This window comes from Flavobacterium esculini (assembly GCF_048284325.1).
In the GTDB taxonomy this organism is placed as follows: Bacteria; Bacteroidota; Bacteroidia; order Flavobacteriales; family Flavobacteriaceae; genus Flavobacterium.
In genome coordinates this window covers 336,981-356,768 of sequence record NZ_JBLVPI010000002.1, presented here as the reverse complement: position 1 = coordinate 356,768, position 19,788 = coordinate 336,981, and the positions used below count along the sequence as shown (strand labels likewise).

The 19,788-nt window shown below is 34.4% G+C and carries 18 protein-coding genes; 6 read left to right on the top strand and 12 right to left on the bottom strand.

What is annotated here, in order from left to right:
• Window positions 1-32 precede the first annotated feature (32 nt).
• The 4 genes from ACNQGG_RS03275 to lptB all read left to right on the top strand — a co-directional run bounded on the left by ACNQGG_RS03275 (window position 33) and on the right by lptB (window position 2,986).
• On the top strand, window positions 33-998 hold the full coding sequence (locus ACNQGG_RS03275) for a KpsF/GutQ family sugar-phosphate isomerase (RefSeq protein WP_417961490.1): 966 nt from the start codon (window positions 33-35) through the stop codon (window positions 996-998).
• Window positions 998-1,813, top strand: coding sequence for a twin-arginine translocase subunit TatC (gene tatC, locus ACNQGG_RS03270; protein ID WP_417961488.1), 816 nt, complete (start codon window positions 998-1,000; stop codon window positions 1,811-1,813). Before ACNQGG_RS03275 ends, tatC begins: the two co-directional genes overlap by 1 nt.
• The gene (locus tag ACNQGG_RS03265) at window positions 1,806-2,159 is read left to right on the top strand and encodes a carboxymuconolactone decarboxylase family protein (protein ID WP_417961486.1); all 354 of its coding nucleotides are present in this window, start codon (window positions 1,806-1,808) and stop codon (window positions 2,157-2,159) included. Before tatC ends, ACNQGG_RS03265 begins: the two co-directional genes overlap by 8 nt.
• Window positions 2,160-2,245: 86 nt before the next feature.
• Window positions 2,246-2,986 carry an LPS export ABC transporter ATP-binding protein gene (lptB, locus tag ACNQGG_RS03260; RefSeq protein ID WP_417961484.1) on the top strand — a complete coding sequence of 247 codons (741 nt, stop codon included), beginning with the start codon at window positions 2,246-2,248 and terminating at the stop codon, window positions 2,984-2,986.
• Window positions 2,987-3,073: 87 nt separating this feature from the next.
• Here lptB and ACNQGG_RS03255 read toward each other — a convergent pair whose 3' ends face one another.
• A complete protein-coding gene (locus tag ACNQGG_RS03255; RefSeq protein WP_417961482.1) occupies window positions 3,074-3,937 on the bottom strand; it encodes a glycoside hydrolase family 25 protein in 864 nt (287 codons plus the stop codon).
• Between the two features lie 7 nt (window positions 3,938-3,944).
• The gene (locus ACNQGG_RS03250) at window positions 3,945-4,661 is read right to left on the bottom strand and encodes a CDP-alcohol phosphatidyltransferase family protein (protein WP_417961480.1); all 717 of its coding nucleotides are present in this window, start codon (window positions 4,659-4,661) and stop codon (window positions 3,945-3,947) included.
• 192 nt (window positions 4,662-4,853) lie between these two features.
• Here ACNQGG_RS03250 and ACNQGG_RS03245 point away from each other — a divergent pair, with 192 nt between their 5' ends.
• Window positions 4,854-5,924 (top strand): putative type IX sorting system protein PorV2, encoded by a 1,071-nt coding sequence (locus ACNQGG_RS03245; protein ID WP_470303302.1) that lies wholly within the window; start codon window positions 4,854-4,856, stop codon window positions 5,922-5,924.
• Between the two features lie 231 nt (window positions 5,925-6,155).
• Window positions 6,156-7,295 (top strand): lipoprotein N-acyltransferase Lnb domain-containing protein, encoded by a 1,140-nt coding sequence (locus ACNQGG_RS03240; RefSeq protein ID WP_417961478.1) that lies wholly within the window; start codon window positions 6,156-6,158, stop codon window positions 7,293-7,295.
• Window positions 7,296-7,445: 150 nt separating this feature from the next.
• Here ACNQGG_RS03240 and ACNQGG_RS03235 read toward each other — a convergent pair whose 3' ends face one another.
• The 10 genes from ACNQGG_RS03235 to ACNQGG_RS03190 form a co-directional block, all read right to left on the bottom strand.
• Window positions 7,446-8,840 (bottom strand): exopolysaccharide biosynthesis polyprenyl glycosylphosphotransferase, encoded by a 1,395-nt coding sequence (locus tag ACNQGG_RS03235; RefSeq protein WP_417961476.1) that lies wholly within the window; start codon window positions 8,838-8,840, stop codon window positions 7,446-7,448.
• 375 nt (window positions 8,841-9,215) lie between these two features.
• The gene (locus tag ACNQGG_RS03230; protein WP_417961474.1) at window positions 9,216-10,562 is read right to left on the bottom strand and encodes an O-antigen ligase family protein; all 1,347 of its coding nucleotides are present in this window, start codon (window positions 10,560-10,562) and stop codon (window positions 9,216-9,218) included.
• 1 nt (window position 10,563) lies between these two features.
• Window positions 10,564-11,637 carry a glycosyltransferase family 4 protein gene (locus ACNQGG_RS03225; protein WP_417961472.1) on the bottom strand — a complete coding sequence of 358 codons (1,074 nt, stop codon included), beginning with the start codon at window positions 11,635-11,637 and terminating at the stop codon, window positions 10,564-10,566.
• Complete coding sequence (locus tag ACNQGG_RS03220) at window positions 11,619-12,629, bottom strand: glucosamine inositolphosphorylceramide transferase family protein (protein WP_417961470.1); 1,011 nt, start codon at window positions 12,627-12,629, stop codon at window positions 11,619-11,621. The genes ACNQGG_RS03225 and ACNQGG_RS03220 overlap by 19 nt, the downstream gene beginning before the upstream one ends.
• On the bottom strand, window positions 12,626-13,765 hold the full coding sequence (locus ACNQGG_RS03215; RefSeq protein ID WP_417961468.1) for a glycosyltransferase: 1,140 nt from the start codon (window positions 13,763-13,765) through the stop codon (window positions 12,626-12,628). The genes ACNQGG_RS03220 and ACNQGG_RS03215 overlap by 4 nt, the downstream gene beginning before the upstream one ends.
• Window positions 13,762-14,859 (bottom strand): glycosyltransferase family 4 protein, encoded by a 1,098-nt coding sequence (locus ACNQGG_RS03210; protein ID WP_417961466.1) that lies wholly within the window; start codon window positions 14,857-14,859, stop codon window positions 13,762-13,764. Before ACNQGG_RS03210 ends, ACNQGG_RS03215 begins: the two co-directional genes overlap by 4 nt.
• Before the next feature lie 103 nt (window positions 14,860-14,962).
• Window positions 14,963-15,973, bottom strand: a complete 1,011-nt coding sequence (locus ACNQGG_RS03205; protein WP_417961464.1) for a glycosyltransferase family 2 protein — start codon at window positions 15,971-15,973, stop codon at window positions 14,963-14,965.
• Complete coding sequence (locus ACNQGG_RS03200) at window positions 15,970-17,517, bottom strand: glycosyltransferase family 2 protein (protein ID WP_417961462.1); 1,548 nt, start codon at window positions 17,515-17,517, stop codon at window positions 15,970-15,972. Before ACNQGG_RS03200 ends, ACNQGG_RS03205 begins: the two co-directional genes overlap by 4 nt.
• A gap of 3 nt (window positions 17,518-17,520) precedes the next feature.
• Window positions 17,521-18,663: a glycosyltransferase family 4 protein gene (locus tag ACNQGG_RS03195; RefSeq protein ID WP_417961460.1), complete on the bottom strand. Its 1,143-nt coding sequence runs from the start codon at window positions 18,661-18,663 to the stop codon at window positions 17,521-17,523.
• A gap of 3 nt (window positions 18,664-18,666) precedes the next feature.
• Complete coding sequence (locus tag ACNQGG_RS03190) at window positions 18,667-19,545, bottom strand: hypothetical protein (protein WP_417961458.1); 879 nt, start codon at window positions 19,543-19,545, stop codon at window positions 18,667-18,669.
• Window positions 19,546-19,788 lie beyond the last annotated feature (243 nt).

Here is a 19,788-nt window from a genome sequence, read left to right as displayed (position 1 = left end):
CTTTTAAACATACAAACTTTAACCATTCTGTTTTGATAAGTAAAGAAAATATATTGGCCAGTGCCAAAAAAACTATTTTATCTGAAAGTGAAGCGATTGCCAAACTAACTGAATTTCTTGATGAAAACTTCATTGAAGCTACCCAAAACATTTATAATTCCAAAGGAAGATTAGTAGTGACAGGTATTGGAAAAAGCGCCATTATTGCTCAAAAAATGGTAGCCACCTTTAATTCTACCGGAACTCCTTCTCTATTTCTTCACGCTTCAGAAGCGATTCATGGTGATTTAGGAATGGTTCAAAATGACGATATCATCATTTGTATTTCGAAAAGTGGCAATAGCCCGGAAATAAAAGTTTTGGTACCGCTTTTAAAACGTTTTGGCAATACCTTAATTGCAATTACAGGCAATATGACTTCTTTTCTTGCCAAAGGTTCCGATTTTATCTTGAACACCACAGTAGATGCAGAGGCCTGCCCGAACAATCTTGCTCCCACCAATAGCACTACCGCTCAATTAGTAATGGGCGACGCTATTGCTGTTTGTCTTATGGAAATGCGCGATTTCAAACCGGAAGATTTTGCTGTATACCACCCAGGCGGTGCTTTAGGCAAAAAATTATTACTCCGCGTGAAAGACATGTTGGAACATACTTTGAAACCGATGGTTGCTCCGGATGCTTCGATAAAAAAAGTTATTTTCGAAATTTCCGAAAAGCGTCTCGGTGTAACTGCCGTTGTAGATCAGGATAAAATTGTCGGAATTATTACCGATGGTGACATTCGAAGAATGCTAAATGACAGAGATTCATTCGCTGATTTGACCGCAAAAGACATTATGACAAAAAATCCAAAACTAATACCATCTACAGCTATGGTTGTAGAGGCATTGAATATCCTGGAAGACTTCTCCATCACACAATTAGTTGTGGTTGACAATGGTGAATACAAAGGCGTTTTACATTTACACGATATTTTAAAAGAGGGAATAGTATAATGGCGAAGAAAAACTTAAACGAAATGTCGTTTTTAGATCATCTTGAAGAATTAAGATGGTTATTGGTTCGAAGTACTATTGCAATATTGATTCTTGCTACCGTTACTTTTTTTATCAGTGATTATATTTTTGATGTAATCATTTTTGGACCAACAAATGCAAATTTTATCACCTACCGCTTTTTTTGCGATTTATCCCATGCCTTAGGTTTTGCAGATAGTATTTGCGTAACTGAAATGCCTTTTATCATCCAGAATACGGATATGGAAGGACAGGTAAATGTATTGGTCTGGACCTGTATATTAGCTGGATTCATTCTTGGCTTCCCTTATATTTTATGGGAAATATGGAAATTTATCAGTCCTGCTTTGTATGAAAAAGAAAAAAAGCATGCAAAACTTTTCATTTTTGTTTCATCCTTATTATTCTTTTTAGGAGTCTTATTTGGCTATTTTGTAGTGGTACCCATGTCCGTTAACTTTTTCGCCACTTTCAAAGTAAGTGCCGTAGTAAAAAATCAATTCAGCATTGACTCGTATATCAGCATGGTAAAAACAAGTGTTATTGCCAGCGGATTGTTTTTTGAATTACCAATAATCATCTACTTCCTAACTAAACTAGGATTAGTAACGCCTGAATTTTTAAGAAAATATTGGAAATATGCGGTCATAATAATACTTATCGTTGCCGCGATTGTTACGCCTCCCGATGTGGTTAGTCAAACAATTGTTGCCATACCGATGTTAATAATCTACGAAGCAAGTATCTTAATTTCAAAAATTGTAGTACGAAATCAAAAAAAAGAAAATGGCTGATAGCATTCAAGAATTCAACGAATACCGTTCTAAAATGAACGAAAAATTATTGGCTGACAACAATAAAATTGTAAAGCGTATTTTCAATTTAGACACGAATGCGTATGCCACAGGAGCTTTGGATGTAAAAACAAAAGAATTACTGGGACTAGTAGCTTCAACTGTTTTACGTTGTGACGATTGCGTTAAATACCATTTGGAAACCAGCTTCAAAGAAGGTGTAACCAAAGAAGAAATGATGGAAGCTATGGGAATCGCTACACTTGTTGGTGGGACTATTGTTATACCTCATTTGCGCAGAGCATACGAATTCTGGGAAGCACTGGAAGAAAACGCTGTGAAATAATTGTTAAGAAGCAAAATCGTTTAATTGTTTATTCGTTTATTTGAACGATTAAACAGTTAAACAATCAACGATTAAACTAAAAAAAAATGAAATTAAGAGCCGAAAATCTTGTAAAAACCTATAAAGGTCGCAGTGTTGTAAAAGGCATTTCGGTAGAAGTGAATCAAGGCGAAATCGTGGGACTTTTGGGACCTAATGGCGCCGGAAAAACGACTTCTTTTTATATGATTGTAGGATTGGTTAAACCAAATTCAGGCAATATATTCCTTGATGATTTGAACATTACCGATTACCCTATGTATAAAAGAGCACAACAGGGAATTGGTTATTTAGCACAAGAAGCTTCTGTTTTTAGAAAATTAAGCATCGAAGACAACATATTGAGCGTTTTACAACTGACATCATTATCCAAAGCCGAACAAGAAGCTAAAATGGAAAGTTTAATCGAAGAGTTTAGCCTGGAACACATCCGTACCAACCGAGGCGATTTACTTTCCGGTGGAGAACGCCGTCGTACTGAAATTGCACGTTGTCTTGCTACCGATCCAAAATTTATATTACTGGACGAGCCTTTCGCTGGTGTTGATCCTGTAGCTGTTGAAGACATTCAACGAATTGTAGCCCAATTAAAAAATAAAAATATCGGTATTCTTATTACCGACCACAATGTTCAGGAAACACTAGCTATTACTGACAAAACTTATTTAATGTTTGAAGGTGGAATCTTAAAAGCGGGTATTCCGGAAGAACTAGTGGAAGACGAAATGGTACGTCGCGTCTATCTTGGACAAAACTTTGAGTTGAGAAAGAAGAAATTGGAGTTTTAATCAGAATACGATTAGCAGATTTCAGATACCAGTTAACCCATGGAAATCGAATAGGATGTTTAACATTCTTAATCTGAAATCTGAACACTACTCCACAGTAATATACCGCAACTGCTGTAAATCACCATTGTAAATATTGATATCTACATTTCCTTTTATACCCGGAATCGATGCTTTTTCAGTGAACTGCCAGAACAGCCAATCGTCCTCTATTTCTTCCCTATAAAAATTATAATTGGCTATCCAAAAAAGATAATCACTGAATTCATCTTTCAAAAAATCATCGTAATATTTCTCCCCGGTATAGATAATCGGCTTCACCCCATAATGCAATTCCACGGCTTTCAGCCAGCGCTTTAACCCCACTTTCAGGCTATCCAACGATTGATTTTTAGGTAATTTTTCAATATCTAAAATAGGTGGCAAATCTCCTTTTCGAAGTGTCACTGTTTTAATAAAAAGCTTCGCTTGCTCTAGTGAATTTTCGTTGGGACGGTAATAATGATAAGCTCCACGAATCATTTCATTTTCTTCGGCGCCAAGCCAATTCCGGTTAAACTGACGGTCCTTTCTGTCTTTTCCTACTGTGGCACGAATAAACACAAAGTGTAAGGGATATTTTTTTTCTAAAGTGTCTACATAAGACCAACTAATTTTTCCCTGATACTCCGAAACATCCAAACCAATACTTTTCCCTTCGTGTTTTTCCAAAACCTGAAAATTTCGAACATCTGAAAGGCGCTTACCTTCAGCTATTTCGCGGAGTACTTTATTCGATTTAAAACTAAAATAATACGCTAATCCATTGCGGTAATGAAAGCCAAACCCAAGAATAAGTAAGACACCAAAAGCAATAATTGAGAAACGCACGAGCTTCCCTGAGAAAACAGACGCTTTCTTTTTAGGCCTACGAGTTAACATCGTTTGTCTTCTGACCGTTTTTTTTCTCATTCAAAAACTACTTTTTCAGCACTTTATTATTCCATACCGACAGTAAAACATAAAAAATGATAAGCAAAGGGATTCCTGAAAATTGAAAGAAAACCAATAACAAAAGAGAAATAATCAGAAAAATCATTTGAAGTGCATTATCTTTAAAATTAAAATTTTTAATTTTAAATGAAAATAGCGGGATTTCAGCATTCAGGATATAAGCGCTTACTAAAGTAATTCCCAATAAAAGCGATGGATTTGTGAAAATTTCGAGAACAAAAATAGAATCCGAATATTTTAGAACCAAAGGCAAACTTAAAATAAATAAGGCATTGGCTGGGGTTGGCAAACCAATAAAAGAATCCGTTTGACGTGTATCAATATTGAAATTTGCCAAGCGATAACAAGAACCCAAAGTGATAATAAAACCTAAATAAGGAAAAATTCCCATAAAACTAGCGGACATAGTCGTCGAAACATTCAGCATCATTTGGTACATCACTAAACCGGGAACAACGCCACTGGTAACCATATCAGCCAAAGAATCCAACTGCAGACCCAACGGACTGGACACCTTAAATAATCGGGCGAAAAACCCATCAAAAAAGTCCAAAAATATACCCAGACAAACAAAATAAAAAGCCATCTCAAAATTACTATGAAATGCAAAAACCAAAGCAATGCAACCGCAAAAAAGATTAAGCAAGGTAATTATATTAGGGATGTGCTTTTTAATATTCATAGTTATTAAGTTTAGTGAACCAAAGTTGGCAAATTTAGCATAATAAGTGAAGGAGAAGTACGTTTTTAATAGAGATTTTTCAACAGCCGATTCTTGTTTCCATATATTTATCGAAAGGAAGAAATAACCTCAGTAAAAAATTATATTTTTGATAAAAATTAAACAGGCTTTCGGTTTGTAAAAATAGTTCAATTGAAAAAAGTCCCCTTATTTTTATTGTTTTTGGTTTACACCTTAAATTACAGCCAGACTGCGAGGAAATACTCCAATGAGTTTATGAATATCGGCGTTGATGCCGCCGCTTTGGGTATGTCAAATGCGGTTGTAGCTTCAACAAATGATGTCAATTCTGGGTATTGGAATCCAGCAGGATTGATTCACTTGGAAGACCATCAGGTTGCGCTAATGCATGCCAATTATTTTGCTAATATTGCCCAATACGATTACCTGGCATACGCCAGTCCTATAGATGACCGCAGCGCCTGGGGGATTTCTTTAATTCGTTTTGGTGTGGACGATATTTTAAACACCACTGAATTAATAGACAGTCAAGGCAACATTGACTACAACCGAATCAGTCTTTTTTCTACCGCCGATTATGGTTTTACTTTTTCATACGCACGAAAACTTCCCGTTCCCGGATTTCAATACGGTGTAAATGCAAAAGTAATCCGACGAATAATAGGAAAATTTGCCAGTTCTTGGGGATTTGGTTTTGATGTGGGCGTACAATTCAAAAAGAATGACTGGCAATTTGGATTAATGCTCCGCGATATAACAACGACTTATAACGTTTGGAATATCGATGAAGCCGAATACAAAAAAATCGCCAATGCAATTCCTGGAGAAAATCAGGAATTACCAGAAAGTACCGAGATTACTGCGCCAAAAGTACAACTGGGAATAGCAAAAAAATTTATCATTCATTATGATTACAGCGTTTTGGCTGCAGCCAATATGAATATGCGATTTGCGAAAACCAACGATTTAATTTCAACTGATTTTGCAAGTGTTGACCCTGCGGTAGGTTTGGAATTTGGCTATACAGATTTGGTCTTCTTGCGTGCTGGCGTAGGGAATTTTCAAAATGTAGCACAATTGGACAGCACTGAAAAAGTAGGATTTCAACCCAATATTGGATTGGGGTTTAAATACAAAGGCATTCAAATTGATTATGCATTAACCGATTTAGGCAATCAAAGTACAGCCTTATATTCGAATATTTTTTCGGTTAAAGTAGATCTAGGCATGTTTAGAAATTAATACCCTTAAGTCAATCGTTAATCCTTTTTTGTCCCATCGAGCGCAGTCGAGATGTTGCAAAGGTTATCTACTGTGCTCGATGTGACAACTAATTCTAATCAATAAACAACAATGGTATTACACAAAACAATTAGTGACAATTCTTGTTAACTTTTATATGCTGATCTGAAAAATCCGTGTAAATTTGTTCAATCCGTGTTATCTCTGTTCCATTTTTAATAGTACTCCCAAATGAATATATCTTCTTTAAAAAAAATATCCTTTTTTACATTACTTTTTTTAACTGTAAATTTCAGTTTCGGTCAAAACCTTTTACTATCTAAAGAAGCAAAAGTCAGCGTACTCACCTGTGGAACGGGTAACGAGTCTTACTCTTTGTTTGGACATACTGCCATTCGCATCACTGATATTTACAACAACATCGATGTGGTTTATAATTATGGTGCTTTTGACTTTAACACTCCCAATTTTGTTTTGAAATTCATCAAAGGAGATTTACAGTATTTTGCAGTAGCACATTCCTATGCTGATTTTATCAATGAATATACGTATGAGAAAAGATCGGTTTATGAGCAAGAATTGAATATCCCTCCCACTTTGAAGCAGCAGTTATTTGACAACTTGAATGCTTCTTTAGTTTCGGGCGAAAGCCATTATACATATAAATTTATTGACAAAAACTGTACATCTATGGTGGTAGACATCATTAATAAAACATTAGACACTGTCGCAATTGTAAAGAACGCAGATACTGACATCAGTTATAGAACTATATTGTATCCTTATTTTGACAATCACTTTTATGAAAAATTAGGAACCAGTATTATATTTGGTAAAAAAGTAGACGGTTTGGGTACCCAGATTTTTTTACCTTTTGAATTACAAGAAAGCCTAAAAAAAGTTTCTTTCCAGAACCATCCCCTCGCTCCCGAAAACAAAACAATAATCGAATTCGACCATGAAACTACCGGGTCTTGGTGGAACAACTGGTATACTTATGTAATTATACTTGGATTCATTGTGCTGATAAATAAGAAAAGTATAAGTCTCTTTTACCTCATCATGATGGCACTGTTAGGGATATTCTTTGTGTTTGTGGGATTTTATTCAGAGCACCATGAATTGACCTACAATTACAACATCCTGTTGTTTAACCCAACATTATTAGGTCTGCTGTATTTTTATTCAAAGAAAAACCAAAAAGGAATTTACAAACTGGCTGTGTTCAACCTCTTTTCACTACTGATCTACTTGGTTATTCTAATCAACAAAGCACATTTATTAATTGTGCTTCCTTTGGTAATTTCAAGTATGATTATTTTAGTTCGACTGGCGATTCAGAATAAAAGACGGATACCAATTATTATTTAACAATGGAAACATCAGCATTCTTTTTAAAGAAAAGCATAAAAATTTCCCACTTAATCCCCCTTTTGAGAGTCCCGAGCTTCGCCTTTTCAAAAACGCGGTATAAAAATAGAAAGTCATTTAACTGAAAACCTTGTTTTTTTCTTGTTTTCATTACTGCCCTCTATAAAACAACACCGTGGTAATTGTTTTAAAGGCAATACTTAAATCCAAAAAGATACTTCGATGTTTGATATAATACAAGTCGTATTGCAATTTTATCAAACTGTCATCAATAGTCACTCCGTAAGCATAATTCACTTGTGCCCAACCCGTAAGACCGGGCTTGATAATATGTCGTGTTTCATAAAAAGGCATTATTTCAGCTATTTCCTTGACGAAAAAAGGACGTTCCGGACGCGGACCGATGACGGCCATATCCCCTTTTAGAATATTTATAAATTGAGGAAATTCATCAATTCTGGTTTTTCTTAAAAATTTTCCGAATGCTGTTACCCTCGAATCGTTTGTGGTCGTAAAAACAGCTCCGTTGGATTCAGCATTACTAATCATCGTCCTGAATTTCAAAATTTCAAATACAACACCGTCTTTACCCACACGTTCCTGGGTATAAAACAACTTTCCTCTGTTTCCTATGGCATTTCCAATTAATATCAAAGGGAATAAAACAAGAGCAATCGACAATCCAAGCATAGAAGTGCCAATTTCAACAATCCGGACACTTAACAAATATAATTTATTATGGTTGCTTCGGCTAAAGGGGAAAAAGCGATAAAAATCTCTGGAAATATAATGCACGGGTATGCGTTGCGTTTTACTTTCATAAACTTGGGTATACTCCCGAATAATACTTCCAGATTCCAGTAAATGTAGTAATTGTTGGTATAATTCAGCGGTAATCCCTTCCGTTTTTTGGGAAGCTATCACAATCTCTGATATGAAATTTTCTTTCACAAACAAAAACAAGTCGTCTCTCTTTATGTTAGGCACATACTGGTATTCGGCTGTTTCATCTTCGGCGGCATCAGCATGGACAAACGCAATTATTTTATAATGGGGATCAATATGCTCTAATCCGGAAATCAACTCTTCTACCTGCTCTTTATCACATATTAAAACTGCATTTTGAAGAAACCGATTGGATGCTAAAAACTTAACATAGAACATTCTCCATAAAAACAAAGCCACAAATACAACCAAATAAAACACTAGGATTTCAATTCTTTTCGAAGGCAATTCCGGAGAAAAAACCGGTGTTAACAAATAAACTAAAACAGTTGTTGATGCAGTAATAATGGCACTTCGAACTATCTGAAAATGATTACTGGCTACCTGAAGATTATACATTTCGAATATCGTCCCAAAAAAATTCAGGTAAATAGCCAAAACTATGGTCCAATAAAAATTAATAGTAGAAAAAGTAAAATAATCAAAACCGAACACTTTACCAACAAAAAAGAGTGCACCCAAAACAAAGAAAACATCAAAAAAACGAAGAATCATCTTCCGCTCTGATATTTCAAAATGTATCTTGTCTACTGAAAACATGAGTGGTATTTAGTATTACTGGTGCAATTTAGCCATTTTGAACACATATCATTCTAAGAAATGTTAATTATTTTAACAAATTCCTCTTTTAAAACGAAGTAATTTATTTAAGCCTTCATAATTAACAATGAAATAAAAAAACAGTATTGAGAATATAAGCCAAATAAGGGGTACACGCCTAATCTGACCTTATTGCTTATCTAAAGAGATATTTAAAAGTAAAACATTCTTATTAAAAAATTAGCGCTAAATTTCCGGCTGCCGTTAAGGCTGGGGTAAAACGAAAATCACATACACATATTTTAACACACAACAGGTTTAATTAATCTTAAACTTCATTTTTGAGACACCAACTTAATACTTAATAGCTCATACTTAATCCTCTTTTCTGTCTTTCTTAGAATTCCCTAGTTGCACATTAAGCAAGGACAACGAATATACAAAAGCAGGAGCCGCAGTTCGCATAGCGGCATGGTTAATCGTTAAAAACCAAAAAGTAACAAAACACAACATAAACATATTGAACTTGTTCTCTAAATATAAAACCAACGGCGTAAAAAATAATATTAATAAACCTAAGATGCCTAACGTCCCATGCTCCGCCATCATACGGGTAATTTCATCATGGGACAATACCTTAACACCAGTTTGTTCTGCTCTAACCTCTACCCCTTTTCCTACCCCTACTCCAAAAATGGGGTTCTCAAAAAAAATGCTTATCTCATCGCGCGCTATATCTTCTCTGCCGGTCAATTGACTTTCCCTGACTCTGCCCTTTGCATCTTGATTAGCATACCGTTTATCGATAAGCCCCCCTGTTTGGAAAGAGGTGTAGCCCCAAGTTGTCATCATGGCCAAAGTCACAAATACAATAATATAATTGAGTTTTACGCGTCCTTTGTAATTCGATTTAAAATACAAGAAAAGCAACAACAACACAATCATTAAGAAACCTGTAATCATTCCTCCCCTTGAAAATGTAAGCATCCCACGATAGCTAATATTAAGAGCAACTATTAAATTCATTACTAACATAAATTTAGTCGGAGACTCTAATATAACTCTCGAAAAAAAAATAAACATCCCCAAGCCCATAAAAGTAGCCACCTGATTGGGGCCATACCCCCCCGAAGTTTCAAAATTCGATTGTGTACTGGTGATTACATCCCGAACGTTAGGTGTGTATAAAGTCAAGTACACCATACAAGTAATAATGGGAAGTCCCATACTGAGTATAATGTCATTAATCTGATCCAAGGCCATTTTTCGCCTATACGTATACAAGGATGCTACGCCTAAACAGACTGGCCCCGAAATATTAAAAGCGATGGCTTTCCTGATATTAGTATCAAAATCCAATACAAAAGTGGACAGCACCACCCCTGGAATCAACAATAACAAAAACAGCCAATAGGGTGTGGCGCCTTTGGAGAATCCGCTAAAATACATGCCCATAAAAAGAAAAACGATTACCCCATATTTAGAAATTTCATATAAGGGATTCCCTCCTGTCATTCTCAAAAAAACTTCACTGCCCACCACATAGGCAGCAACAATAAGGGCTTCGTTATTCCTGTTTTGTTTTTTGATGATATAATAGGCTCCAAATATAAAAATGGAATAACCGTATATTTTAGTGGTAAAGGGTAATACGTATCCTAATGCTCCAATGATAACATGGAAAAGAATCAAATACAAATAAAACTGTTCTTCTTTTTTCATTTTAAATAGTTTGCAACCAATCTAAATATTTCTTCATTACTCTTTCTTCTGAATAATTTTCGACAATGGTATTATAAAATGCATTCCCAAAATCAACTCGCAAAGCATCGCTTTCCATCAATGCAACGAGGGCGCAATAAAACAGTTGTTCTTGATTAACTTTGATGAGGAAACCATTTTCTCCATTTTTAACCACTGATGAAATTTCTCCCACATCAGTTACAACAACAGGTTTTTTTTGCATGCCATATTCTAAAAGTGCCACAGGCAACCCTTCGGATTGAGACGTTAAAACAGCTATTGTTGATTGTTGTAAAATACATTTCACATCTTGTTTAGTACCGTAAAGAAACACATTTTTGGTTAGATTATTTTCAATAATAAACGCCTTAATTTGGTTGGAATAATCATCTTGAAAATCTTTCCCTACTAAATGAAAAGTCCATTCCGAATGAGAGAGTTTCACTTTTTTTGCTATTTCTAACAATAAAAAATGATTTTTTTGCACCCTTAAATTGGCCAAGCAAACAATCCGATTTCCAGTAGTCCCCTTTAATATAGTATCCCCTAAAAGATTCTTTTCATCAGATGGGAAATTGGGAAAATAAGTACAGTTCTCAAAATATAAATTTTCCCGAGCCCAATTTTTTAGGTTTTGATTGACCGCAATAATTCCACTAAAAAAAGGAGCAATCAGTCGCAAAGCCAATGATGGTCTTTTATTTAGAAACTCACTATCACCATAATGGTCATGCCAAATTATTTTAATCGAAGGACTAACTAACTTTAATTGAAAGGCCAGAAAAAAAGACGTACTGTGCGCCTGAACTATGGTAACTTTATTTTTTTTAACAAAACGCATCAAATTAAATAATGCCGCTAAATCAACACTTCTTTTCTTATTTAAAAACAAATACGAAACTTGTTTATCAATCTGATTGTAAAGGGGCCCTTCTTTCCGTGTCACCACCAATCCGGAAAAATCAATTTTTTTAGCCAATGCATTCGCATAATTGACCGCCATGCGTTCAGCACCACCCGCATCTAAACTATCTATTAATTGAAGTATTCCCATTTTCCTTTAATCCAGTTTTTTAAATCCAAATAACTCCATTTCAGTGGCCCTCTAATATTTAGATATTTAGAATTGCTTAGTAAGCGATTCCCATCATAAACATAGTAGTAATGGGTTACATCTATTTGCTGCACATCCAAATGATGCATTCCGGCAGTAAATGCAGGTATATTTTCATTTGCTCGCAGATAAAAAGGGTTTTGTCTTTTCACTTTATAACTTCCGTTATGAAAGGAGAAACGGTACAAAGATACCCCATACCCATACCCTTTGGTGCAATTTTGCACCGGTAAAAGCAATCCTTTTTTATCGGCAAAAAAACGACCACCCGCTCGTGCTTCTGTCCCGATTAAAGCAATTGGTTTCTGATGTAATTTCCATTTCCCAAACAGCGAATCCGCTTGGTAGAGATACATATTTTTGTTATAATCTGTGGCTACTAAAACATTTAGGGAGTCTGACAAATAGAGCGAAGGATCCACAAGTGTAACATTAGCAATCAAAGTATCACAAATTCTCCAATCAAAAGGAAAATGATACGCTTTATACAACAACACTGCATGCGCCTGTTTAGACTCCGGTACCATATAAAAATCGTTCTTATATTTAAAAACCTGAGGATACGATAAATGAAATTTTTGGGTTAAAACAGTTCCCTGATACTGGTAATTTTCCCCATCTGTTGATGTCAATAAACCAATATCGGCATTGGCTTTATTTTTTTTATGTTCAAAAAACAGATAAAAAGTATCTCTTTCTTTGACAAAAAAGGGATCAGCAAGAAAAACCGTACTGTTATTTTGGGCTTTCAACTTTTCGATCGAATAAATGGAGTTTTTTTCCACGGCAATCTTCTCCGGATAACGGGCAGATGAACCATAACCTATAGACCATCCGCCTCCGTCTTGTTGAAAAAAAGGAGTTCTATAATTGATTACGAGTAATAATGCAAGAACAAAAAAGAAGAGTCCTAACAGGTATTTTTTTTTCATTTAATCTTGGAATTTAAATCGGGTTTTAACAAACCTACAATTTCTTGTTCAAAAACATCCAAAGTATAGCTTCTGGACCATTCCGCAGCATTTTTACTTTTAGCATCTAAATCCTTTTGATTATTTAAAAGCATTTCTGTCTTTTCAGCATCCTTTTCCAAATTCAGCTCCAGTAAAACACCTCTTTTTCCGCCATCCAGCATATAAGGGACACAGGAAACTGATGGTGCCAATGGTACACAACCCCAAAACATGCCTTCGGCAATCGCTTTTGGCCAGCCTTCACTATTAGAGGGTAAAATCACAAAATGACTTTCCTGATAGGCTTTTTTGACGACCTCTTGAGTTTGGTTTCCTTTTAATGAAATTATTGTTTCCAGCTGATGCGTTAAAATATAATCTTCAAGAGACTGCCGTTCTAAACCTTCACCATACATCCGTAAACGTACGGAATATCCCTTTTTATATAAATTTTCTATCAAATGAATTGCATACATTGGATTCTTTCCTTTCACTAAAGCACCTACAAACACAAAATCAACGACTTCATTTAACTTTTTTGGAACTAGTGGCACTTTATCTTTTTCGGTATAAGTCGCGGTAAAAAAAGGTTTTATATTTTTAGAACTTCCTTTCCATTCACCATACACTAAAACCCGCATGTTTCTGGTAAGAAAGGTATTGTTTAAAATCCATTGCTGCAATTTGTAAGTCGAAGGCTGTTTAGACATGGGATCCCAATTGCCTGCATATTTTGCAGTTTTCGGAGTATTGGGAAAAAGCACCTGAATAAAACAACCCAATAACCCTATATTTCCAGGACATCGTAAATGAATGTGATCGGCACTTCGCATTGCAAAAAAAATATGCCAACAAATACTTGGTATTTTAAAAACAGAACGCACTATGTTTTGTAAGGATAGTACATCAAAACTAGTAATGGGTATGAATTGAATTTTTTTGTGTTCATAAGCTATATCTAGAAGAGTTTTCTCAGACTTTACTATTGGAGCCACCAATATCAAATCCTTCATATCCTTTGCCCAAACATTCATTTCGTTAACATAGGGAGCATAAGCAAAAAAATTATTTCGCTCAATGATATGGGGTACATGAGTAATGATTACAAATTTCATAATATCATATTAGAGATAGAATTACAATAGGTATCCATACCAAATTTTTCTAAAAAGGTAGCTCTCGCATCAAAACTCATTTGTTCACAGAGATTAAAACTATTCTCAATTTTATCAAATAAGGATATCATTGAATCTACATTGGGTTCAAATTTAAAACATTCCTTTCCTTCAATTAAATAAGATGCCAAACCAATTGTATTAGAAATTAACAAAGGCGTTTGATTCATCATTGATTCTAAACCAACAGTTGGCAAGTTATCATATTTGGACGGAATTATTACAAAATGGCTTTTATTCAAGTAGTCATCAATAGCCTGATAAGGTAATCCTCCTAAATAACATATTGCCAAATTATCCTTTATAATTTCTTTTACTTCTAATTCTTGACTCCCGGTTCCTGCTATATTTAAAATAATTTTTGAACTCGGAACTTTATTTTTATAGGCTGTAAATGCAGTAATTAAATCAATCACCCCTTTTGAGGGATCTAATCTCCCAAGGTAAGATATGGTAATTTTGGCTTCATCAATGGCAATTTTACTTTCAAATCTGTCCTTAATAGGATTGAGCATAACTAGCCCCTTATCAATTAAATAAAAATCTTGTAAATCTTTTTTTGCTAATGCGGATGGACATACAATCACATCACAAAATAAGTTATAAAATATTTTTTTCCTAAAAAACAACAACTTTTGTTGTATCGAAGTCTTTTTTATATCAGTCAAAAGCTGATCTGTTAAGGTGTGATAGTACTCGAATGTCTTTACTTTTCCGAAAGACAATAATTTTGAAACACTAACTGAAATATTACTCCCTACAAAATGACCAATAATAACATCCGGTTTATATTTAAAATAGATAGAAACGTACCAAATAAAATCTCTTATTAAAGTCGGCCTTTCCGTTGTAGGCCAGGAACAAATACTAATTTCACCATTTTCTTTCTTCACAACTCGGTCCTCAAAAAAATAGGGTTGATGAGAAACAAAGATAACTTGATGCCCTAAGGTAGCCAAATGATGCGCTAAATTATAACTCATCGCTGAAAACGAGACTTCACTGTAATTATGTGCTATAAGTATTGTTTTCATGAAAATTTGGTAAGCTCAGATAAATATAAATTAAAAACTTTAATTTAGTTATTATTTAAGTTAAAAGAAAGCTCTCTTTTATATTTATAATTGTAGTTTATCTTTATTGGAAAAACTTATTTTTGGATGGTTTATTCAACCACAAACTCCACCATCCTACTGTCCTGCCTAATGCTTCAACAAAGGCTTCCTTTTTTTTAGTTGTATTAAAAGCATTACCATATCTTATGATCGTCAAAAGTATCGTAATACAATGCCATTTCAGTTTGGCTTCAAGAAGTGGTTTCGGATTCTTTGTCCGCCATACATACCAGCCATTACGAACCACCATTTTACCGTACTGATACTGGTTAGGCCTTCCTGAAACATCATGATAGTGATTTAATTTGGCTGCAGTATTTAAATACAACTTTCCTTTTTTGGCTACACGCAACGTAAAATCAGCATCTTCATACAAACCATAACCCTCAAAATAAGTGGAGAATCTTATGGTTTCAAAAATTTTTTTTCTAAAAGAGGAAACACCTCCCATCAGCATTTCTACTTCATATATTTTACCGCTAGGTGGTAAAAAACCAACACTTCTGCCATGGGAAAATAAGGATGAAAATCCCGGAGGAGAATCACTGTCTAATCCCAACTTCTTTCTCAAAACAAATCGGCTCCCGTCTTTTCTCTTCCAGCCGTCAAAAAAGTACTCCTCTATTTTAGGTACATAATTATAGCCTACAAATTCACACTCAGTCTCATTTATGATATAACCTCCAACACCTAAAGCTTCTGGATAAATTTGGTAAGTTTTTAAGAGTTGCTCAAAATAATCATTTTCTAAAACAGTATCATCATCTAAGAAACAAACTATTTCCATATTGTTTCCTACTCTCTCTATTCCATAATTCCTTTGTTTGGTCAGCCCGCGGTGTTCAGATGATACCAAAAAATACTTCAAACCTTCAACTCGATTTTCTTTTAAAACAATCCCTGTTTCCGCATTTGTTGATCCATCTATGATTAAAATCTCAGTAGGATATAGGCTTTGTTCCTGAACCGATTGCAACAATTGGATTAAAGGTTCTGGGCGCATATAGGTGCAAATAATTAGAGAAAATTTCATGATGCTTTTTTTAATTGATTAGCCCAAAACATGCTTTGATTCCATTGTTTTTGAAACATTTTAAAATAACGGTATGGATTTTTAATATCCTGATATTTATAATATTTAATAAACAAAGTGGTTTTATACCCGAAAAGCTGTTCTTGAGTATTATGCAAAATGAGGTACAACATAACAGTTGGAGATGGCTTGGGTTGAACATAGTCCTTTTGCCATAACAGTACTGGTTTTATTCTGAACCCTCCAATAGGTGCTTTTAGATGTATTATTTCAGGCTCAGGGAAGTACAACACATCATGGCCTTGATTTCGTAATTGCATCCCAAAGTCACTGTCTTCACCATAACCAAACTCCAAAGCCATATTGAATCTAACGCTATTCAAAAGATTTCTTTTAACAAAACTATTACCCGCTCCAAAAGTTGGCCATTGGATTATTTTTCTATTTTTTTTAGATTCATTTTTTTGCAGATAGGATGTCGTGACCACTTCATTGCCATATTGCTCTATTTTTTGGAGAATTTCTTGAATTAAATTAGGGCCAAAACGATTATCATCATCAGCCAAAAAGACCCATTCACTCTTCGTTTGATTCAAAGCCAAATTTCGGGCGTTACAAGCACCCGCTTGATGTATAAAAAAATGTTCTATTTTAAAAGGCCACTTTTCTTCATAAATATAGTCCAACTCACTTTTACTAAACTCTTCTGGATTTTGTTCTACAATAATAATTTTGTTAGGCAGTAGTGTTTGTTGAGAAAAATCTTTCAACACATCATACAAATAGCCGCTTCTTCCAATAGTTGGAATAATGACATCGACAGTACTTGTATCAATTACTTTTCTTGAAGACTGAACAGGTATAGAATCTAAATTTATAGTGTTATTTTTCCTTTTCTTATAAAAAAGTGAAAAGAATAAAGGGAGTATAGGAAATTTCCTTTTATACAAGGCCAAATTTAATAACAATAGAAACACCCATTGGGTCTTATAATGCTGCTTTACAAATCGAAAAAGAGTATAAATACTTGCTTTGGATATAAGGATATTTTTTAATTCTCTTGACTTTAAGAGTCCTGGTTCAGAATAGCAAAGTAAACCTAAAGGCATTCCTATTTTTGCTATAGAACTCAGATAATAATCAAAATTAGAATCGCAAAATATTTCATCACTTAGTGCATTTAAAACAGAAGCATGAATTACACCAACAACACTGCTCATTTGCCAGGTTGGATAAGATACTTTTTTATTGACATTAATGAATAAAGACTCCTCAACGTAACCTATTTTACTGTCAAAAAAATGATGTTGTGATGAGGAAAAAGACAACATCATTTTATCGTGGTGAAACAGCGTTTTTATGGCCTCTAAATTCAACTGTTCTTTAACAGCTGAATGACACCAAAGTATTTTTTTTTCTGGAAATTGTTTTGCTATCTTTTGTAAACCACTTGCAATTGTCCCTTGATAATCAAATTCAATTTTTTGATTATCTAAAGCCGTCACCGCTATAATTTTAGTATTTATATGATAAACAATAATCAAAACTTATCCTATTAAAGAGTTATAAAACAACAAACTTTCTTGTGCAACGATTGCTATACTAAATTTATCAGTTATCTTTTTTCTCGCTGCGACACCAAATTCTTTTTGTAATTTGACATTTTCCAATAGTTGAATAATTTTAGTGGCATATTCCCAATGATGAGTTGGATGCACTAAAAAACCATTAATTCCGTCATCTATCACTTCAGTGGCCCAACCGATATTGGAAGCTACAATTGGTTTTTGCATCGCCATAGCTTCAATCCACGAAACAGGTAAGGCTTCAGCAAATGTAGGAAATACACAGACAGTTGCTTCGCTGATTTGCTTTTTTATATCCTGATAGGGAACAGCTCCTAAATAATCCACATTTCCTCGTGCTTGTTCTGTAAACAATCCCTGCATCATCTGCCAAGTGGATGGATTCCCTGACATAACATCAGGAACGTCTTTTCCCACTAGAACAAGGGTAACTTTAGGGTATTTTTCGATTACCTCATTAAAAATGAATGGCAATTCAAAGAGTCCTTTTTTGCGGATTAAACTTCCGAAATAAAGAATTGTAGTATTTTCAATAGCATTATTATTTTCATTAAATAAATTCACATCAATAGAATTAGGAATAATGATAAATCTCTTATCTAAACCAAACACTTCATTTGTTTTATCTGCTGTAAACTGACTTACTGAAAGTAAGGCATCAGCTTTTTGCAACGCTCGTTTTTCGTGGAATTTATTGTTCCACTTTACAGGACGCTGATCCAAATGACAAAAATAAGTATCCGAACCGTTCAATCGAATGACAATAGGGCATTTGTTGGGAGAAATAAAAGAAGTTATCCCGGTCCAATCCGGTGCTTCCACCAAATCGATTTCCTTTTTCTCGTATAATGCATTTATTATTTTTTGGAGTTTTTTTCGGGTAAGATACCACGACAATCCTTTGAGTTTCACATTACGTATTTGTTGGATCAGTATACCTTCATCATCAAAAACACCTTCTTCTTTCTGACCATACACCAAAATTCGAACCGAACAACCTTCCGCTAAAAGTCCTGTAGCCAGATTTTTTATACTCGTACCAATACCTCCATAGGTTCCAGTTTTCGAATGTGGATATTCAGGAGTCAAAAAGGCTATTTTCATAGTTTATTTATTAAAAAAATCTTTTAAAATTTTAGATGTGAACAGTCGCGCTCCAGTATCATTCATATGACCACACGACGAGAAATATTGATCGCCTTCCACTGAATTTTCATAATTATGAATTTCAGGATAAATTTGATGCACTTTCTCAAAGTAATTCAACCCTTTAGTGTTGGTACACATGGGCGTCATAACGGCAATCAAATTAATATTATTCGTTACACAAATTTGCTTAATTTCTTCGTAATATTTATTATGTAACGGTTTTAGATTCGTTAGGTCATTTTTCATATTCGCATTCGGATTTTTGCCTAAAGGATAATACCCTAGATTATCTAAATGCATTGTTTTTTTATGAATACCATTAAAAAACATCTCCCTAAACCCAATACGAGGCTCAAAAGCTACAAACCTATAAAAAGGAATATAAAATAATTGATTAAAATTTTTCTGACTTGAAAAATGTCTTTCTATTACTGTTGAATGATGAATATACGGCAAAAATTTTGACGCAATTCCATCGGCCATTTGCTCATTAGACAAATTCAGATCAGCTTCTAGTATCAGATTTTTTATTTCGTATTTCCGTTCTACCATTAATTTCAATAATAAAGAGGCTTCAAATAAATGCCCGCCACTCATTCCATAATTAAAAGTCTTCAATCCTTTTTTTTCAAACAAGGGCGCTACAAAATGATTATTCGCCCTGGAAGACCCTAAAATCAATACATCATAATTTCTTGCTTTTGAGTTATACACATAGTCTATTTTTCCCCTATTGGAGGACTGTAAGTAAACAGACGTATAAAGAAAATCTAAAATTACGGCAATCAATACTGTAAGTAATAGTATTTTGAAAGTCAAAAGTAAAAACTGCTTCATTGTTGTTTTGTTCTCTTTTATATTTACTAATTAATTCTAATTATTATATATCCCCCAATGCTAGAAGACTGTTCTAAATTTTCGACTTCCTTTAGTGCTCGCTAAACGAAAATTAAATGCCAAACTCCCTAATTTTCGATCCCCTTAGGGCCTGGGTTAAACGAAAATTTACATTCCTTTAATTTCTTTTTTCCATCCCCAACCCTAAAGGGAAGAAAAAAGAAATACAACGATATATCATTT